Below are 15,640 nucleotides of genomic sequence, written 5' to 3'. Positions count from 1 at the left end.
TGAGGTCTACGCGGAGATGGTCGGTGAAACCGGGCAGTGCCGTTTGAAGCGACTGCGTGCCGACGTTGGCGTGTTTGAACTGCATTTCGTCAACGCCGACGGTGAAAAGTATGCCTGCCAGATGACCGCCTGCGTGACCGGCATCGATCTGGTATTTGCCGCCAACAACCGCTCCGTGCTGGTTTCTTCGCCGTTTACCGCCGACAAGCTGCGCCCGGTACTGGACATTGCCGTGGCCGATAGCCCCATTCCGCTGATCTGACATCGTCCTGCGATCGCGCTCTATACGCATAATTGTGTGCCAGCTCCCAAAACTGGCGGCGCGGCGCTCTTTTATCCCCTTATTTTCCATGCCATTCTCTGTTATCGACCTGTTAACAATCGCGATATTGGCGCCAGGTTGATCAGATAAATCAATGGAATGGGAACATGCGACTGTTATTGGTTGAAGATCACCCCGAGCTGTCTCACTGGTTGCAAAAGGCGCTGACCGGCGCCGGCTTTGCCGTCGACGTCGCCCCGGACGGCGTGGCAGCGGATCACCTGCTGCTCAACGAACGCTATGCGCTCGCGGTGCTGGATGTGGCGCTGCCGCGTATGAACGGTCTGGATTTGTTGGCGCGCCTGCGCAAGCGCGGGCAGGATCTGCCGGTGCTGCTGCTGACGGCGCGCACCGACGTGGCCGACCGGGTAAAAGGCCTGAATCTGGGGGCGGACGATTACCTCACCAAGCCGTTCGAACTGGACGAGCTGGAAGCGCGTATTCGGGCGCTGCTGCGCCGCAGCGTCGGCGCCCCGCAGCCGGCGTTGCAGTACGGCGCGTTGACCTATCACGACGAAGGCTATTTTCTGCTGGAGAGCAAACCGCTGGCGCTGACGCCGCGTGAGCTGGCGGTGTTGACCGCGTTGATGCACCGGCGCGGCCGCCCGGTGGCCAAGCAACAGCTGTTCGAGCAGGTATTTACGTTGTCCGACGAGGCCAATCCGGAGAGCATCGAGCTTTACGTACACCGCCTGCGGAAAAAGCTGCAGGGCAGCGACGTGGCGATCGTCACGCTGCGTGGCCTGGGTTACAGCCTGGAGCTGTGCGATGCGGTGGTTTAACGCGCCGCGTTCGCTGTTCTATCAACTGCTATTGTTTTTTGGCCTGCCGCTGCTGGCGTTGGGCGGCATCTCTATCTACACCCACTATTTCAGCGCCATGAGCGCCGCCACCCTGGCTTACGATCGCACGCTGCTGGCGTCGGCGCGCACCGTAGCGGAGCGACTGGTGGTGCGCGAAGGCAAGCTGGCGGTTGATGTGCCCTATGTGGTGCTCGACAGCTTCGAGCGCAACATGAACGATCAGCTGTATTACGAGGTGATCTCGCCGCAGGGGAAAAGCATCTCGGGCTATGACGATTTGCCGCCTTTGCCGCCCCATATCCCGCGTTCCACGCTCTACCCGGCGCTGGTGCATTTTTACGATGCGGAATACCTCGGCAGGCCGATCCGCGTGGCGGCGCTGTTTCAACCGGTCAACGAGTCGGGCGTGAGCGGCATGGCGACCATTCTGGTGGCGGAAACCCTGGAGTCGCGCCGTTACCTGGCGCGGCAGATGATGATCGCGGCGCTGCTGAGCCAGGGCACGGTGGTGGCGTTAACCCTGATCCTGGCGTTCGCATTGCTCAAGCGGGTGTTGAAGCCGATGCGTAAGCTCTCCGGTATCATGCTGCGGCGCGATCCGGGCGAGCTGACGCCCTTGCCGCGGGTATTACCATGGTCGGAGATGCAGCCGCTGCTGGTGGCGTTTAATCGTTACATCGAACGGCTGCGGCTGATGGTGGCACGTCAGGAGCGCTTCAGCGCCGACGCTTCGCACCAACTGCGCACGCCGCTGGCGGTGTTGAAGACTCAGGTAGGGGTCGCGCTGGCCAGTGACCGGCCGCAGCAGTGGCGCGAAAGCCTACAGGCGATGAGCGCGACGCTGGATAATACCGTGTCGCTGACCGACCGCCTGCTGCATCTTTCACGCCTGAAAGCCAGCGAGCACCAGGCCGATCGTAAGTTGCAACCGGTCAACCTGGCGCAGGTGCTGCGCGACGCCTGCTTTTCCCGCTTGCCGCAGGCGCGCAGTAAACAGATCGATCTCGGGTTCGAAGGCGAGGCGGCGTGTCAAGTGGCGGGGGAGCCGCTGCTGTTGGCCGAGCTGTGCGCCAACCTGCTGGACAACGCGCTGAAATATACGCCGCGTCAGGGCGTGGTGACCGCTCGCCTCACGCAGGATAAGGCGGCAGGGGAAGGCGTGCTGGAGATAGAAGACAGCGGCCCCGGCATCGCCTTGCAGGACAAGGCGCTGGCGCTGCAGCCGTTTCACCGGCTGGACAACGTGGGCGATCAGCCGGGCGCCGGATTGGGACTGGCGTTGGTGAAAGACATCACCGCGTATCACGGCACCCGCCCGGAGCTGTTGAGCTCTGCCGCGCTGGGCGGCCTGTTGGTGCGGGTGCGTTTCAGGCTGCTGCCTTAAGCCTGTTCTTTGCAGGACTCTGCGTTGGCCGCCGGGGCTTTGGCTTTGGCTTTGGCTTTACGCGTCAGCGGCGTGCGCAGCCGCTGCGACAGGATAACGCCCAGCAGGGTAATGCCGCCGCCGATCAGGTGGTAACCGTGCAACTGCTCATGCAGGAACAGCACGGCGATAGCGGCGGTAAACACCGGTGCCAGGTTCATGAAGATCGAGGCGGTGTTGGCGCCCAGGCGCATCACGCCCTGGATCCACAGGAACGGGGCGATGATCGAAGCCGGAATGCCGGCGAACAGCACCAGCGGCAGGTTATGGCCGTTCAATCCGACATCCTGCGCCATCAGGAAATTAGGCAGCAGCAACAGCACGCCGAACAGGATCTGCACATACAGCGATTGCCAGTTCGGCAGCGCGATGGCCCAGCGTTTGGTCAACACGCCATACAGCGCGTACGAGGCGGTGGCGAGCAGCATCATCAATTCCCCTTTGCCGATACCGTGCTGCAACAGCACGCCGGGCTGACCGCCGCTGACCAGCCAGATCAGGCCGCAGAAGGAGAGTATGCTGCCGAGCAGCACGCCGACGGTTGGCGCAATGCGCAGCAGAACGATGCTGATCAGGATGGTCAGCAGCGGGATCAGCGACACGATGATGCCCATAAACAGCGCGCTGACGCTGTGCGCGGCGTAATAGGCCAGGCTTTGGTACAGCACCATGCCCAGCAGGCCGAGGATCATCAGCTTCCACCAGTTGGCGCGCACCTGCGCCCAGTTGCGCAGCACGCCCGGCAGCACGAACGGCGTGAGGGCAATCAGCGCCAGCAGCCAGCGGTAGAGCGAGATGGCCGCCGGATCGATGGCGGTGGCGGAGAGTTTGCTGACGACGGCATTAATCGACCAAATCAGCACGGCCAACAGCGGGAAGAGCATATTCATGATAATTATTCTCAATAACGTCCAACATGCTGGCTAGTCTACGCGTGTCCGGTTTATCATATATAGTGATATTCAGACAAAAATCGGCGTAAACAAGACAAATCACGGGACGAAACCATGCCAGAAATCCGCCATTTCCCCGAGTCGTTGATCCCGGCGCCCAACCCGGTACAGTTCCGCTGCGAGGAGTTCAACGCGCGCACCGAATTCCAGCCGCACAGCCACACCTGGGGTCAGTTGATGTGGGTTAAAGCCGGGGTGATGGTGCTGCGCATCGGCGGGCAGCGCTTTCTGGCGCCGCCGGAATTCGTGCTGTGGGCGCCGGCCGGCATCGAACACTCCTGCTATAACCAGCGGCTGGCGCAGTGCCGCATGGTGGACATCACGCCGGCGCTGTGCACCGGCATGCCGGCCGACCCCTGTCTGGTGAGCGTAACGCCGATATTCCGCGCCATCGCCGAGGATTTCTATGCGCGCAAGCAGTACATTCCGCAGGCGGAGGCGGATTTGCGTCTCTGCCAGGTGCTGATCGATCAGCTGCGCCTGTCGCCGCGCCAGCAAACCTATCTGCCGTCGTCGGACGACAAGTTCTTGGCGCCGGTGCTGGAAGCATTGGAGCATTGTCCGGCGGACAACACCTCGCTGGCGGCGTGGGCGGCTCGGGTCTACACCACCGAGCGCACGCTGTCGCGACGCTGCCAACAGGATCTGGGCATGTCGTTCAGCGAATGGCGCCAGCGCCTGCGGTTCCTGCATGCCGTCTCCCTGCTCGAGCAGGGCAAGACCGTGCAGGACGTGGCGTTAGACGTCGGCTACAGCTCCGCGTCGGCCTTTATCGTCATGTTCCAGCAGATCGCCGGCACTACCCCTGAGCGCTTTCGCCGTGCCTGATTCAGTGGCACACTATTTCGCAGACAAATAGCCGTAAACCGTCGGAGAACGCAGTGAAAATTCTGGTTGATGAAAATATGCCGTACGCGGCCGAGCTGTTCAGCCGCCTGGGCGAGGTGCAGGCGGTACCGGGCCGCCCGATCCCGCTCGAGGCGCTGGCGGATGCCGATGCGCTGATGGTGCGTTCGGTCACCAAGGTCAATGAAGCCTTGTTGGCCGGCAGCCATATCGACTTTGTCGGCACCGCCACCGCCGGCACCGATCACGTCGATGAAGCCTGGCTGCAACGTCAGGGCATCGGCTTTTCCGCCGCGCCGGGCTGCAATGCTATCGCGGTGGTCGAGTATGTGTTCTCTGCCTTGATGCTGCTGGCCGAACGCGACGGCTTCCACCTGCGGGATAAAACCGTCGGCATCGTCGGCGTGGGCAACGTTGGTTCCCGTCTGGATGCTCGCCTCAAAGCGCTGGGCGTGCGCACGCTGCTGTGCGATCCGCCGCGTGCCGATCGCGGCGACGCCGGGGAATTCTGGCCGTTGGAGAAGCTGGTGGCCGAGGCCGACGTGCTGACCTTCCATACGCCGTTGAATAAATCCGGCCCATACCATTCGCTGCATCTGGCGGACGCCGAGCTGTTGGCGGCCCTGCCGGACAACCGCATTCTGATCAACGCCTGCCGCGGGCCGGTGGTGGATAACGCCGCCTTGCTGCAGGCGCTAGAAAAGGGCAAAAAGCTGAGTACGGTGCTGGACGTGTGGGAACCGGAGCCGGATCTCGCCTTACCGCTGCTGGCGCGGGTGGATATTGGCACCGCGCACATCGCTGGGTATACGCTGGAAGGCAAGGCGCGCGGCACCACCCAGGTGTTCGAGGCGTTCAGCCGCCATCTGGGGCAGCCGCAACAGGTGGCGCTGGCCTCGCTGTTGCCGGTGCCGGAGTTCAGCCAGATCCGCCTCAATGGGCCGCTGGATGAAGCGCGGTTAAAACGATTGATGCACTTGGTGTATGATGTGCGCCGCGATGATGCGCCGCTGCGCAAAGTCGCTGGGCAACCGGGCGAATTCGATCGCCTGCGCAAGCACTACCAGGAGCGCCGCGAGTGGTCTTCGCTGGCCGTGCAATGCGATGACAGCGCCAGCGCCGAGCTGCTCGGCAAGCTGGGCTTTAGCCTGGCGTAGCGCGTAAGGTTGTCTTAAGCCAACGCCGCTACAGTGAGCGGTAAAGATTATCGGGCGGTGATTGCACTGCCCGTCTGCTTTTATGAATGAAATACTCTGGAGAAAACCCGATGTCTGACGGCTGGAATATCGCGCTGCTCGGCGCCACTGGCGCGGTAGGTGAAGCGTTGCTGGAATTGTTGCAGGAACGCCAGTTCCCGGTGGGTGAGCTCTATCCTCTGGCAAGCGAACGCAGTGCGGGCGCCAATGTGCGCTTCAACGGCAAGTCTCTTCTGGTGCAGAACGCCGAAGAGTTCGACTGGTCGCAGGCCCAACTGGCCTTCTTCGTCGCCGGCAGCGACGCTTCCGCTCGCTATGCCGAAGAGGCCGGCAACATGGGCTGCCTGGTGATCGACACCAGCGGTCTGTTCGCCATGGAGCCGGATGTGCCGCTGGTGGTACCGGGTGTTAACCCGCAGGTGCTGGCGGATTACCGCAACCGCAATATCGTCGCGGTGGCTGACAGCATGGTCAGCCAACTGCTGACGGCGATCAAACCGCTGACCGAACAGGCGGGGCTATCGCGTCTGCACGTTACCACGCTGATGTCGGTATCCTCGCGCGGCAAGGCCGCGGTGGACGATCTGGCCGGCCAGAGCGCGCGCCTGCTGAACGGCATTCCTGCCGAGGAAGGCGTCTTCGCTAAACAGCTGGCGTTTAACCTGCTGCCGCTCGTTGCCGACGAGCAGGGCAGCGTGCGCGAAGAGCGTCTGATCGTCGATCAGGTGCGCAAGGTGCTGCAGGACGAAGGGTTGCCGATTTCGGTGAGCTGCGTTCAGTCGCCGGTGTTTTACGGCCATGCGCAGGTGGTGCACCTGGAAGCGCTGCGCCCGCTGTCCGCCGAAGAGGCGCGCAGCGAGCTCGAAGAAGTCGAGGACATTCAGCTGAGCGAAGAGGACGATTACCCGACTCAGGTGACCGAAGCCTCCGGCAGCGATGCGCTCAGCATCGGTTGCCTGCGTAACGATTACGGCATCCCCGAGCTGCTGCAGTTCTGGACGGTGGCGGACAACGTGCGCTTCGGCGGCGCGTTAATGGCGATCGAAACCGCCGAGCGTCTGGTGCAGGAGCAGATGTACTGATGTCAGAGGTGGTCTCGTCCGCTCAGCCGACGCTGAAGGTAGCGCTGGGCATCGAATATGACGGCAGCCGGTACTACGGCTGGCAGCGGCAGCAAGAAGTGGCCAGCGTGCAGGAGCGCCTTGAGCAGGCGTTGAGCAAGGTGGCGGATGCGCCGATCAACGTGCTGTGCGCCGGGCGCACCGACGCCGGGGTGCACGCCACCGGGCAGGTGGTGCATTTCGAAACCACCGCGCGTCGCAAGGACGCCGCCTGGACGATGGGCGTGAACACCCATTTGCCGCCGGACATCGCGGTGCGCTGGGTGAGCCCCGTCGCCGACGATTTTCACGCGCGTTTCAGCGCTACCGCGCGCCGTTACCGCTATATTATTTTCAACCATCGCTACCGGCCGGCGGTGTTGCAACAGGGGGTGACGCACTTTTATCACCCGCTGGATGCCGATCGCATGCACCGGGCGGCGCAGGCGCTGCTGGGCGAGAATGACTTCACCTCGTTCCGCGCGGTGCAGTGTCAGTCGCGCACCCCGTGGCGCTGCGTAAAACACGTTAAGGTTACGCGCTACGGCGAATATATTGTGGTAGATATCAAGGCGAATGCCTTTGTGCATCACATGGTTCGCAATATCGTCGGCAGCCTGATGGAGATCGGCTGCGGCAATCAGGATGAGAACTGGATGGCCGAGTTGCTGGCGCTGAAGGATCGCAATCTGGCGGCGGCGACGGCGCGAGCCGAGGGGCTGTATCTGGTTGCCGTGGACTATCCCGATCATTTTGGTCTACCGCGGCCGCCGATGGGGCCGCTGTTTTTGCCCGACGATTAAACGCCGGCACGCCTGAAAGCGTCGCTCCCTTGTGCTTCTGCCGGGTGATTGAAACACCCGGTATCAATGAGAGAATTTATGGACATCATCAAGTTTATTATTGATTTCATTTTGCATATTGATGTGCACCTGGCCGAGCTGGTCGCACAATACGGCATGTGGGTCTACGCTATTCTGTTCCTGATCTTGTTTTGCGAAACCGGCCTGGTGGTGACGCCGTTCCTGCCGGGGGATTCTTTGCTGTTTGTCGCCGGCGCGCTGGCGGCGTTGCCGACCAACGATCTCAACGTGCACACCATGGTGGCGTTGATGGCCGTAGCGGCGATCATTGGCGATGCGGTGAACTACACTATCGGGCGGTTGTTCGGCGAGAAGCTGTTCAGCAACCCGAACTCGAAAATTTTCCGCCGTAGCTACCTGGACAAGACGCATCAGTTCTATGAGAAGCACGGTGGGAAAACGATTATTCTGGCGCGATTCGTGCCGATCGTGCGTACTTTTGCGCCGTTCGTCGCCGGCATGGGGCATATGTCCTATCGCCACTTCGCCGCCTACAACGTGATTGGTGCACTGGTTTGGGTGCTGCTCTTCACTTATGCTGGCTACCTGTTCGGCGATCTGCCGGTGGTGCAGGAGAACCTGAAACTGTTGATCGTCGGGATCATCATCGTTTCGATTCTGCCGGGCGTGATTGAAATTTGGCGTCACAAGCGCGCGGCCGCCCGCCAGCAAAAACAGTAAAAACATCGCTTAACCTGTCGGTTCGACCAGTTTTTTGTCCACAGCGCCGGGCCGATATGGTTTAATGAGCGACATTATGGTCTGTTCCTGCGAACAACCCTGAAGCCGATGCCTCAGTCGCCGCGCTTGCCGCGCCGCGAACGGGCATTTTTTCATTGGGGTGTTTTCAGGGGGATTGTTAAAGCATGAACAGCGGACTGGCGTGTGCCAGGTTCAAACAGAAAGGTCATCGATGAGCTGGATTGAACGAATTCTTAACAAGAGCAATATCACACAAACCCGTAAAGCGAGCATTCCTGAAGGGGTCTGGACCAAATGCGACAGCTGCGGCCAGGTTCTCTACCGCGCCGAGCTGGAGCGTAATCTGGAAGTGTGTCCGAAGTGCGACCACCACATGCGTATGGGCGCGCGCGCGCGTCTGCATACCCTGCTGGACGAAGGCAGTGAAGTGGAGCTGGGCAGCGATCTGGAGCCGAAGGACGTTCTGAAATTCAAGGATTCCAAGCGCTATAAAGATCGTCTGGTCGCCGCACAGAAAGCGACCGGCGAGAAAGATGCGCTGGTGGTGATGAAGGGCACGCTGTACGGTATGCCGATCGTCGCCGCATCCTTCGAATTCGCTTTCATCGGCGGCTCAATGTCTTCCGTGGTCGGCGCGCGTTTCGTGCGTGCGGTTGAGCAGGCGCTGGAGGACAACTGTCCACTAGTGTGCTTCTCCGCCAGCGGCGGCGCGCGCATGCAGGAAGCGCTGATGTCGCTGATGCAGATGGCGAAAACCAGCGCGGCGTTGGCTAAGATGCAGGAGCGCGGCTTGCCGTACATCTCCGTGCTGACCGACCCGACCATGGGCGGCGTCTCTGCCAGCCTGGCGATGCTGGGCGACATCAATATCGCCGAGCCGAAAGCGCTGATCGGCTTTGCCGGCCCGCGCGTCATCGAGCAGACCGTGCGCGAGAAACTGCCGCCGGGCTTCCAGCGCAGCGAGTTCCTGATCGAAAAAGGCGCGATCGACATGATTGTTCGCCGTCCGGAGATGCGCCAAACGTTGGCGAGCATTCTGTCCAAGCTGACCAACCAACCGCAGCCGCATTTCGATGAGGCCGCGCCGGTCATTGAGCCGGAGCCGCAGGCCGACGCCTGAGGCAAAGACAGATCCCGCCCGGGTTCAGCCGCCACTTTGTGGCTAAGTGACGGCTGATGCCCGTTCCCTGCCGGCCGTGGCCTATCGCGCCATGGTTTGCGGGTTGGCGGCGGTTACGAAGCGCATCGCCTTTACCGCGGTGAGGGTGGTGCCCTGATGGATTAATGAACCCAAGTTCAGTGACGGGACTCATGCAAAACCACCAAATTCCCCAAGCCACGTCGCCATTGAGCTCGTGGCTTTACTATCTGGAACGTCTGCACAGCCAGGCGATCGAACTCGGCCTTGAGCGCGTACAGCGCGTCGCGGCGCATCTGGATTTACTGACCCCCGCACCCACGGTGTTCACCGTTGCCGGCACCAACGGCAAAGGCACGACCTGTCGTACCCTCGAAGCCATTCTGCTGGCCGCCGGCCTGCGCGTCGGCGTCTACAGTTCGCCGCATCTGGTGCGCTATACCGAACGCGTGCGCATTCAGGGGGAAGAGCTGAGCGAAGCAGAGCATAGCCGCTCGTTCGCCGCCATTGAAGCCGGCCGCGGCGAAACGTCGCTGACCTATTTCGAATTCGGCACCCTGTCGGCGCTGCAGCTGTTCAAACAGGCGCGGCTCGACGTGGTGATCCTGGAAGTGGGCCTGGGCGGGCGTCTCGACGCCACCAATATCGTCGATCCGAGCGTGGCGGTGATCACCAGCATCGCGCTCGATCATACCGACTGGCTGGGCAACGATCGCGAAAGCATCGGCCGTGAAAAGGCCGGTATTTTCCGCAGCGGCAAGCCGGCGGTGGTGGGCGAACCCGACATGCCGGACAGCATTCGCCAGGTCGCCGAAACGCTGGGCGCACCGCTGTATCGCCGCGGTGAAGCCTGGAGCTTCAGCGAGCAGGGCGATCGCTGGCAGTGGCAGGGCGGCGACACGCAGCTGACCGATCTGCCGACGCCGAACGTACCGCTGGCGAACGCCGCTACCGCGCTGGCGGCGCTGAACTGTTCGCCGCTGGAAATCGACGAACGCGCGATCTTCACCGGGCTGCAGCAGGCGACGCTGCCGGGGCGTTTCCAGATCGTGCGGCGGGAGCCGATGCTGATCCTCGACGTGGCACACAACCCGCACGCCGCCGGCTATCTGGCCGGGCGTCTGGCCAAGCTGCCGCGCGACGGCGGCAAGGTACGCGCGGTGGTGGGCATGCTGTCCGACAAGGACATCGCCGGCACGCTGGCCTGCCTCAGCGAGCAGGTGGATGAATGGTACTGCGCACCGCTCGACGGACCGCGCGGTGCCAGCGTCGAACAGCTGGCGCAGCATCTGACGGAACCGCGCCGCTTTAATGATGTCGAAACTGCCTGGCGGCAGGCTATGCAGGATGCTGATAAACAGGATATTGTGATCGTCTGTGGATCGTTCCACACCGTGGCGCAGGTGATGGCGGCGTTAGACGAGATGCGGGGAGTGTGAGTGGCGAGTAAATTTCAGAACCGACTGGTTGGAACCGTGATTCTGGTGGCGCTGGGGGTAATCATCCTGCCAGGGTTGCTGGACGGCAAAAAGAAGCATTACGAGGATGAGTTCGCGGCCATTCCATTGGTGCCGAAGGCGGGCGACGTCGAAGAGAACGACGTGCTGCCGCCGGTGACGCAGCCGTTGCCGGCGCAGCCGCCGGAAGGGGCGGGCGCGCTGGTCGAGCAGCAGGCGGCCAACGAAGCGGCGGCGCAACAGGCGGTGCGGCAGAGCGCTCAGCAACCGACGCAGGTGGCGCCGCCGCCGGTCGAGACGCGTCCTCAGCCGGTGCAGCAGCCTAAGCCGAAGCCGGTGGAAACCAAACCGGTGGAAGTGAAACCAAAACCGGTACCGCAGCCGAAGCCGGTGGAGGTGAAACCGGTGCCGAAGCCGGAACCGACGCCGAAACCAGAACCGGCGCCGCAGCCCAAACCGGCGGAAGAAAAAGCGCCGTCCGGGCAAGCCTATGTCGTGCAGCTCGGGGCGCTGAAGAACGCCGCCAAGGCGAACGAGATTGTCGCTTCGCTGCGTCTCTCGGGCTATCGCGCCTTTACCGTGCCGTCAACGCCGGTGCAAGGGCAGATCACCCGCATCTACGTTGGCCCGGACGCTTCCAAGCAGAAGCTGCAGGCGGCGCTGCCGTCGCTGAACTCGATCAGCGGGCTGAGCGGGCAGGTGAAGCCGTACGGCCGTTAAACCCCGCGGGGGCGCAGCAGGATGCGCCCCTGAATTCAGGAGTGGTGGAGAGAAAGCGAGAGAAACCGCGCCTTTTACAGGCGAAATCACCTATGTAGGCGCGGCGATTGGGAATTTTTTAATCGCCGCTTTTTATTTGTAACGTGGTAGGAAATCCCCTACGCAAACGTTTTCTTTTTCTGTTAGAATTCGCCGCGAATTGGATGCAGGGGCGATTCATCATTGGAATAGTTCATGGTCTGGATTGATTACGTCATTATAGCGGTGATTGGATTTTCGGCTCTGGTGAGCCTGATCCGAGGGTTTGTTCGCGAAGCATTGTCACTTGTGACATGGGGATGTGCGTTTTTTGTTGCCAGCCATTTCTACTCTTACCTTGCGGTCTATTTCACTCGTTTTGAAGATGAACTGGTGCGAAACGGCATCGCGATCGCGATTTTGTTCATCGCGACCCTGATCGTAGGGGCTATTGTTAACTATGTGATTAGCTCACTGGTAGAGAAAACCGGGTTGTCGGGCACCGACCGGGTGCTGGGCATCTGCTTCGGCGCACTGCGCGGCGTGTTGATTGTCGCGGCGATCCTGTTCTTCCTGGATACCTTTACCGGCTTTTCACAAAGTGCCGACTGGAAACAGTCGCAGCTGATCCCCCAGTTCAGTTACGTCATCAGGTGGTTCTTTGACTACCTGCAGAGCACGTCGAGTTTCTTGCCGACCCAATTGCCGGGGCGGTAGCGCTGATGAGGAAAAGACAACATGTGCGGTATTGTCGGTATCGCCGGTTTCATGCCGGTAAACCAGTCGATTTATGATGCGCTGACGGTGCTTCAGCACCGTGGCCAGGATGCCGCAGGCATCGTCACCATTGACGCCCACAACGGGTTCCGTTTGCGTAAAGCCAACGGCCTGGTGAAGGATGTGTTTGAGGCGCGCCATATGCAACGCTTGCAGGGCAACATGGGCATTGGCCATGTGCGTTACCCGACGGCCGGCAGCTCGAGCGCCTCTGAGGCCCAGCCTTTCTACGTCAACTCGCCGTTCGGCATTACGCTGGCCCACAACGGCAACCTGACCAACGCCCATGAGCTGCGCCAAAAGCTGTTCGAAAGCGGCCGCCGCCATGTCAACACCACCTCCGACTCGGAAATCCTGCTGAACGTGCTGGCCAGCGAGCTGGATCGCTTCCCGCACTATCCGCTGGAAGCCGACAACATCTTTACAGCGGTCGCCGCTATGCATCAGCAACTGCGCGGCGCTTACGCCTGCGTGGCGATGATCATCGGTCATGGCCTGCTGGCGTTCCGCGATCCCAACGGCATTCGTCCGCTGGTGATCGGCAAGCGCACGCTGGAGGATGGCCGCAGCGAGTACATGGTGGCTTCCGAGAGCGTGGCGCTGGATACCCTGGGCTTTGAGTTCCTGCGCGATGTGGCGCCGGGCGAAGCGGTGTACATCACCACCAAGGGCCAGCTGTTCACCCGCCAGTGCGCAGAGAACCCGAAAACCAACCCGTGCCTGTTCGAATATGTTTATTTTGCGCGCCCAGACTCCTTTATGGACAAGATCTCGGTCTACAGCGCCCGCGTGCGCATGGGCCAGAAGCTGGGTGAGAAGATCGCCCGCGAGTGGGAAGATCTGGATATCGACGTGGTGATCCCGATTCCTGAAACTTCCTGCGATATCGCGCTGGAGATCGCGCGTATTCTCGAGAAGCCATACCGCCAGGGCTTCGTGAAAAACCGCTACGTTGGCCGCACCTTTATCATGCCGGGCCAGCAGGCGCGTCGCCAGTCGGTACGCCGCAAGCTGAACGCCAACCGTGCCGAGTTCCGCGACAAGAACGTGCTGCTGGTGGATGACTCCATCGTGCGCGGCACGACCTCTGAGCAAATCGTCGAGATGGCGCGCGAAGCGGGCGCCAAGCGCGTGTATCTGGCTTCCGCCGCGCCGGAAGTGCGTTTCCCTAACGTCTACGGCATCGACATGCCGAGCGCCAACGAACTGATCGCCCACGGGCGTGAAGTGGATGAAATCCGTCAGATTATCGGCGCCGACGGGCTGATCTTCCAGGACCTCGACGATCTGATCGAAGCGGTGCGCGAAGAGAACCCGGACATCATCCAGTTCGAATGCTCGGTCTTCAATGGTATCTACGTGACCAAAGACGTTGACCAAAGCTATCTGGAATACCTGGAGTCGCTGCGCAGCGACGATGCCAAGGCGATGCGGGTGCAAACCGAAGCGGAAAATCTGGAACTGCACAACGAAGGCTAACGGTCTGCGTTGATCCCTCAAGGTGCATCGCCGCGTCTGCGGCGGTGCACCTTGTTCCTCTGACTTGCTTATCCCTCGCCATTGCGGCAAAGTCTGCCTGATCTTACTTTTTACGGCAGAGGCCATTCTTCATGAAACGACTCATCATCGGCATTTCCGGCGCCAGCGGCGCGATCTACGGCGTGCGCCTGTTACAGGTTTTGCGCGACGTCGCAGAGGTGGAAACCCATCTGGTGATGAGTAATGCTGCAAGACAGACGCTGGCGCTGGAAACGCCGTACAGCCTACGGGAAGTGCAGGCGCTGGCCGACGTGGTGCACGATGCGCGCGACATCGCCGCCGGCATCTCCTCCGGCTCTTTCAAAACCCTGGGTATGGCGATCCTGCCTTGTTCGATCAAAACCCTGTCTGGCATCGTTAACAGCTACAGCGACGGGCTGCTGACCCGCGCCGCCGACGTGGTGCTCAAAGAGCGCCGCCGTTTGGTCTTGTGCGTGCGGGAAACGCCGTTGCATCTTGGCCATTTACGGCTGATGACGCAGGCGGCGGAGATGGGCGCGGTGATCATGCCGCCGGTGCCGGCGTTTTACCACCAGCCGAAAAGCGTGGAAGACATCATCGATCAAACCGTCAATCGGGTGATCGACCAGTTTGATATCGAATTGCCGACCGATCTGTTCACCCGCTGGCAGGGTGCTAATTAACAGTTTTATCCCTAAATTGGTACATTTGTGCAACACCGCACTGAATTGGGGCGGAGTATGCACCATAATGATCCCACTTCATCACGCTCACTGTTTCATGGTGCCGCCTTATTGCGGTTGCCAGTGGCGCGGCCCCAACCGGCCGATTTAATTTTGCGGTTATCGTCCCAGGAAACAGTATTGTGAAGGTCGGAGCCGTTCCCTCCGCCCGTAGCACCTAATGTGGCACGATTACTGCAAATTGATTTGGTGGGGAAAGTAATGCCCGTAGTGGCATCAAAAAAATCAATTTGAGGGTAATTTATGAAAAAGCGGGTTTTGATTTTGCCGTTAGTTCTGGCTTTGAGCGCCGCCAGCAGCGCCTTTGCCGCCATTCCTTCCACGCTGAAGATTGGCACCGATCCGACTTACGCACCGTTTGAATCCAAAAACGCCAAAGGCGAATTGGTTGGCTTTGACATTGATTTGGCCAAAGAGCTGTGCAAACGCATCAATACCCAATGCACCTTCGTGGAGAGCGACTTCGACGCGCTGATCCCCTCCCTCAAGGCGAAGAAAATCGACGCCATCATCTCTTCGCTGTCCATCACTGAAAAACGCCAGCAGGAAATCGCCTTTACCGACAAGCTGTATGCCGCCAACGCGCGTCTGATCGCGCCGAAAGGGTCCAAGCTGTTGCCTACCGTGGACGCTCTGAAAGGCAAGAGCGTGGGCGTGCTGCAGGGCACCACCCAGGAAGCCTACGCCAACGCCATGTGGCAGCCGAAGGGCATCACCGTCGTGCCTTACCAGAACCAGGATCTGGTTTACGCCGATCTGGCTTCCGGCCGTATTGACGCCGCCTTCCAGGATGAAGTGGCGGGCAGCGACGGCTTCCTGAAACAGCCGCCGGGCAAAGACTATGCGTTCGCCGGCGAATCGGTGAAGGATGACAAGTTCTTCGGCGTCGGCACCGGCATGGGGCTGCGCAAGACCGATACCGAGCTGAAAGCGGCGCTGGACAAAGCCTTCGCCGAGATGCGCAAAGACGGCACCTACGACAAATACGCGAAAAAGTACTTCGACTTTGACGTCTACGGCGGGTAATCCGCTTACCGTTCCATGCTGTGACTGCGGGGCCGGCGTGCCGGCCCCGATGG

General features: G+C 60.9%; 16 protein-coding genes. 15 read left to right on the top strand and 1 reads right to left on the bottom strand.

Annotation, left to right across the window (positions count from 1 at the left end):
• Positions 1-43 precede the first annotated feature (43 nt).
• The 3 genes from ACJ8J4_RS08480 to ACJ8J4_RS08470 all read left to right on the top strand — a co-directional run bounded on the left by ACJ8J4_RS08480 (position 44) and on the right by ACJ8J4_RS08470 (position 2,509).
• Positions 44-262 carry a hypothetical protein gene (locus tag ACJ8J4_RS08480; RefSeq protein WP_230201402.1) on the top strand — a complete coding sequence of 73 codons (219 nt, stop codon included), beginning with the start codon at positions 44-46 and terminating at the stop codon, positions 260-262.
• 167 nt (positions 263-429) lie between these two features.
• Positions 430-1,104 (top strand): transcriptional regulator TctD, encoded by a 675-nt coding sequence (gene tctD / locus ACJ8J4_RS08475; protein ID WP_025303698.1) that lies wholly within the window; start codon positions 430-432, stop codon positions 1,102-1,104.
• Complete coding sequence (locus ACJ8J4_RS08470; RefSeq protein ID WP_043140131.1) at positions 1,091-2,509, top strand: sensor histidine kinase; 1,419 nt, start codon at positions 1,091-1,093, stop codon at positions 2,507-2,509. The genes tctD and ACJ8J4_RS08470 overlap by 14 nt, the downstream gene beginning before the upstream one ends.
• On the opposite strand, the gene ACJ8J4_RS08465 is transcribed toward ACJ8J4_RS08470, so the two are convergent.
• Positions 2,506-3,438: a DMT family transporter gene (locus tag ACJ8J4_RS08465; protein ID WP_025303696.1), complete on the bottom strand. Its 933-nt coding sequence runs from the start codon at positions 3,436-3,438 to the stop codon at positions 2,506-2,508. The genes ACJ8J4_RS08470 and ACJ8J4_RS08465 overlap by 4 nt on opposite strands.
• A gap of 117 nt (positions 3,439-3,555) precedes the next feature.
• On the opposite strand from ACJ8J4_RS08465, the gene ACJ8J4_RS08460 reads away from it, so the two are divergent.
• From ACJ8J4_RS08460 to hisJ, 12 genes are all read left to right on the top strand, one after another.
• Complete coding sequence (locus ACJ8J4_RS08460) at positions 3,556-4,329, top strand: AraC family transcriptional regulator (RefSeq protein WP_025303695.1); 774 nt, start codon at positions 3,556-3,558, stop codon at positions 4,327-4,329.
• Between the two features lie 53 nt (positions 4,330-4,382).
• Complete coding sequence (gene pdxB, locus ACJ8J4_RS08455) at positions 4,383-5,504, top strand: 4-phosphoerythronate dehydrogenase PdxB (RefSeq protein WP_043140127.1); 1,122 nt, start codon at positions 4,383-4,385, stop codon at positions 5,502-5,504.
• 110 nt (positions 5,505-5,614) lie between these two features.
• Positions 5,615-6,625, top strand: a complete 1,011-nt coding sequence (locus tag ACJ8J4_RS08450) for an aspartate-semialdehyde dehydrogenase (RefSeq protein WP_025303693.1) — start codon at positions 5,615-5,617, stop codon at positions 6,623-6,625.
• A complete protein-coding gene (truA, locus tag ACJ8J4_RS08445) occupies positions 6,625-7,446 on the top strand; it encodes a tRNA pseudouridine(38-40) synthase TruA (protein ID WP_043140123.1) in 822 nt (273 codons plus the stop codon). Before ACJ8J4_RS08450 ends, truA begins: the two co-directional genes overlap by 1 nt.
• 78 nt (positions 7,447-7,524) lie before the next feature.
• Positions 7,525-8,187, top strand: a complete 663-nt coding sequence (locus ACJ8J4_RS08440) for a DedA family protein (protein WP_004936130.1) — start codon at positions 7,525-7,527, stop codon at positions 8,185-8,187.
• Positions 8,188-8,419: 232 nt separating this feature from the next.
• Positions 8,420-9,328, top strand: coding sequence for an acetyl-CoA carboxylase, carboxyltransferase subunit beta (gene accD / locus ACJ8J4_RS08435; protein ID WP_025303691.1), 909 nt, complete (start codon positions 8,420-8,422; stop codon positions 9,326-9,328).
• 191 nt (positions 9,329-9,519) lie between these two features.
• A complete protein-coding gene (gene folC, locus ACJ8J4_RS08430; protein WP_043140120.1) occupies positions 9,520-10,785 on the top strand; it encodes a bifunctional tetrahydrofolate synthase/dihydrofolate synthase in 1,266 nt (421 codons plus the stop codon).
• On the top strand, positions 10,786-11,523 hold the full coding sequence (gene dedD / locus ACJ8J4_RS08425) for a cell division protein DedD (RefSeq protein ID WP_025303689.1): 738 nt from the start codon (positions 10,786-10,788) through the stop codon (positions 11,521-11,523).
• A gap of 234 nt (positions 11,524-11,757) precedes the next feature.
• Positions 11,758-12,258 carry a colicin V production protein gene (gene cvpA, locus ACJ8J4_RS08420; RefSeq protein ID WP_004936119.1) on the top strand — a complete coding sequence of 167 codons (501 nt, stop codon included), beginning with the start codon at positions 11,758-11,760 and terminating at the stop codon, positions 12,256-12,258.
• Between the two features lie 21 nt (positions 12,259-12,279).
• Positions 12,280-13,797, top strand: coding sequence for an amidophosphoribosyltransferase (gene purF, locus ACJ8J4_RS08415; protein ID WP_025303688.1), 1,518 nt, complete (start codon positions 12,280-12,282; stop codon positions 13,795-13,797).
• A 131-nt stretch (positions 13,798-13,928) separates the two neighbouring features.
• Complete coding sequence (locus ACJ8J4_RS08410) at positions 13,929-14,501, top strand: UbiX family flavin prenyltransferase (RefSeq protein ID WP_019453741.1); 573 nt, start codon at positions 13,929-13,931, stop codon at positions 14,499-14,501.
• A 303-nt stretch (positions 14,502-14,804) separates the two neighbouring features.
• Positions 14,805-15,587: a histidine ABC transporter substrate-binding protein HisJ gene (gene hisJ, locus ACJ8J4_RS08405; RefSeq protein ID WP_004936109.1), complete on the top strand. Its 783-nt coding sequence runs from the start codon at positions 14,805-14,807 to the stop codon at positions 15,585-15,587.
• The last annotated feature ends 53 nt before the right edge of the window (positions 15,588-15,640 follow it).

It is taken from the genome of Serratia sp. CY47280, assembly GCF_052168655.1.
Lineage (GTDB): Bacteria > Pseudomonadota > Gammaproteobacteria > Enterobacterales > Enterobacteriaceae > Serratia > Serratia bockelmannii.
This window is presented reverse-complemented; position numbering and strand designations above follow the sequence as displayed.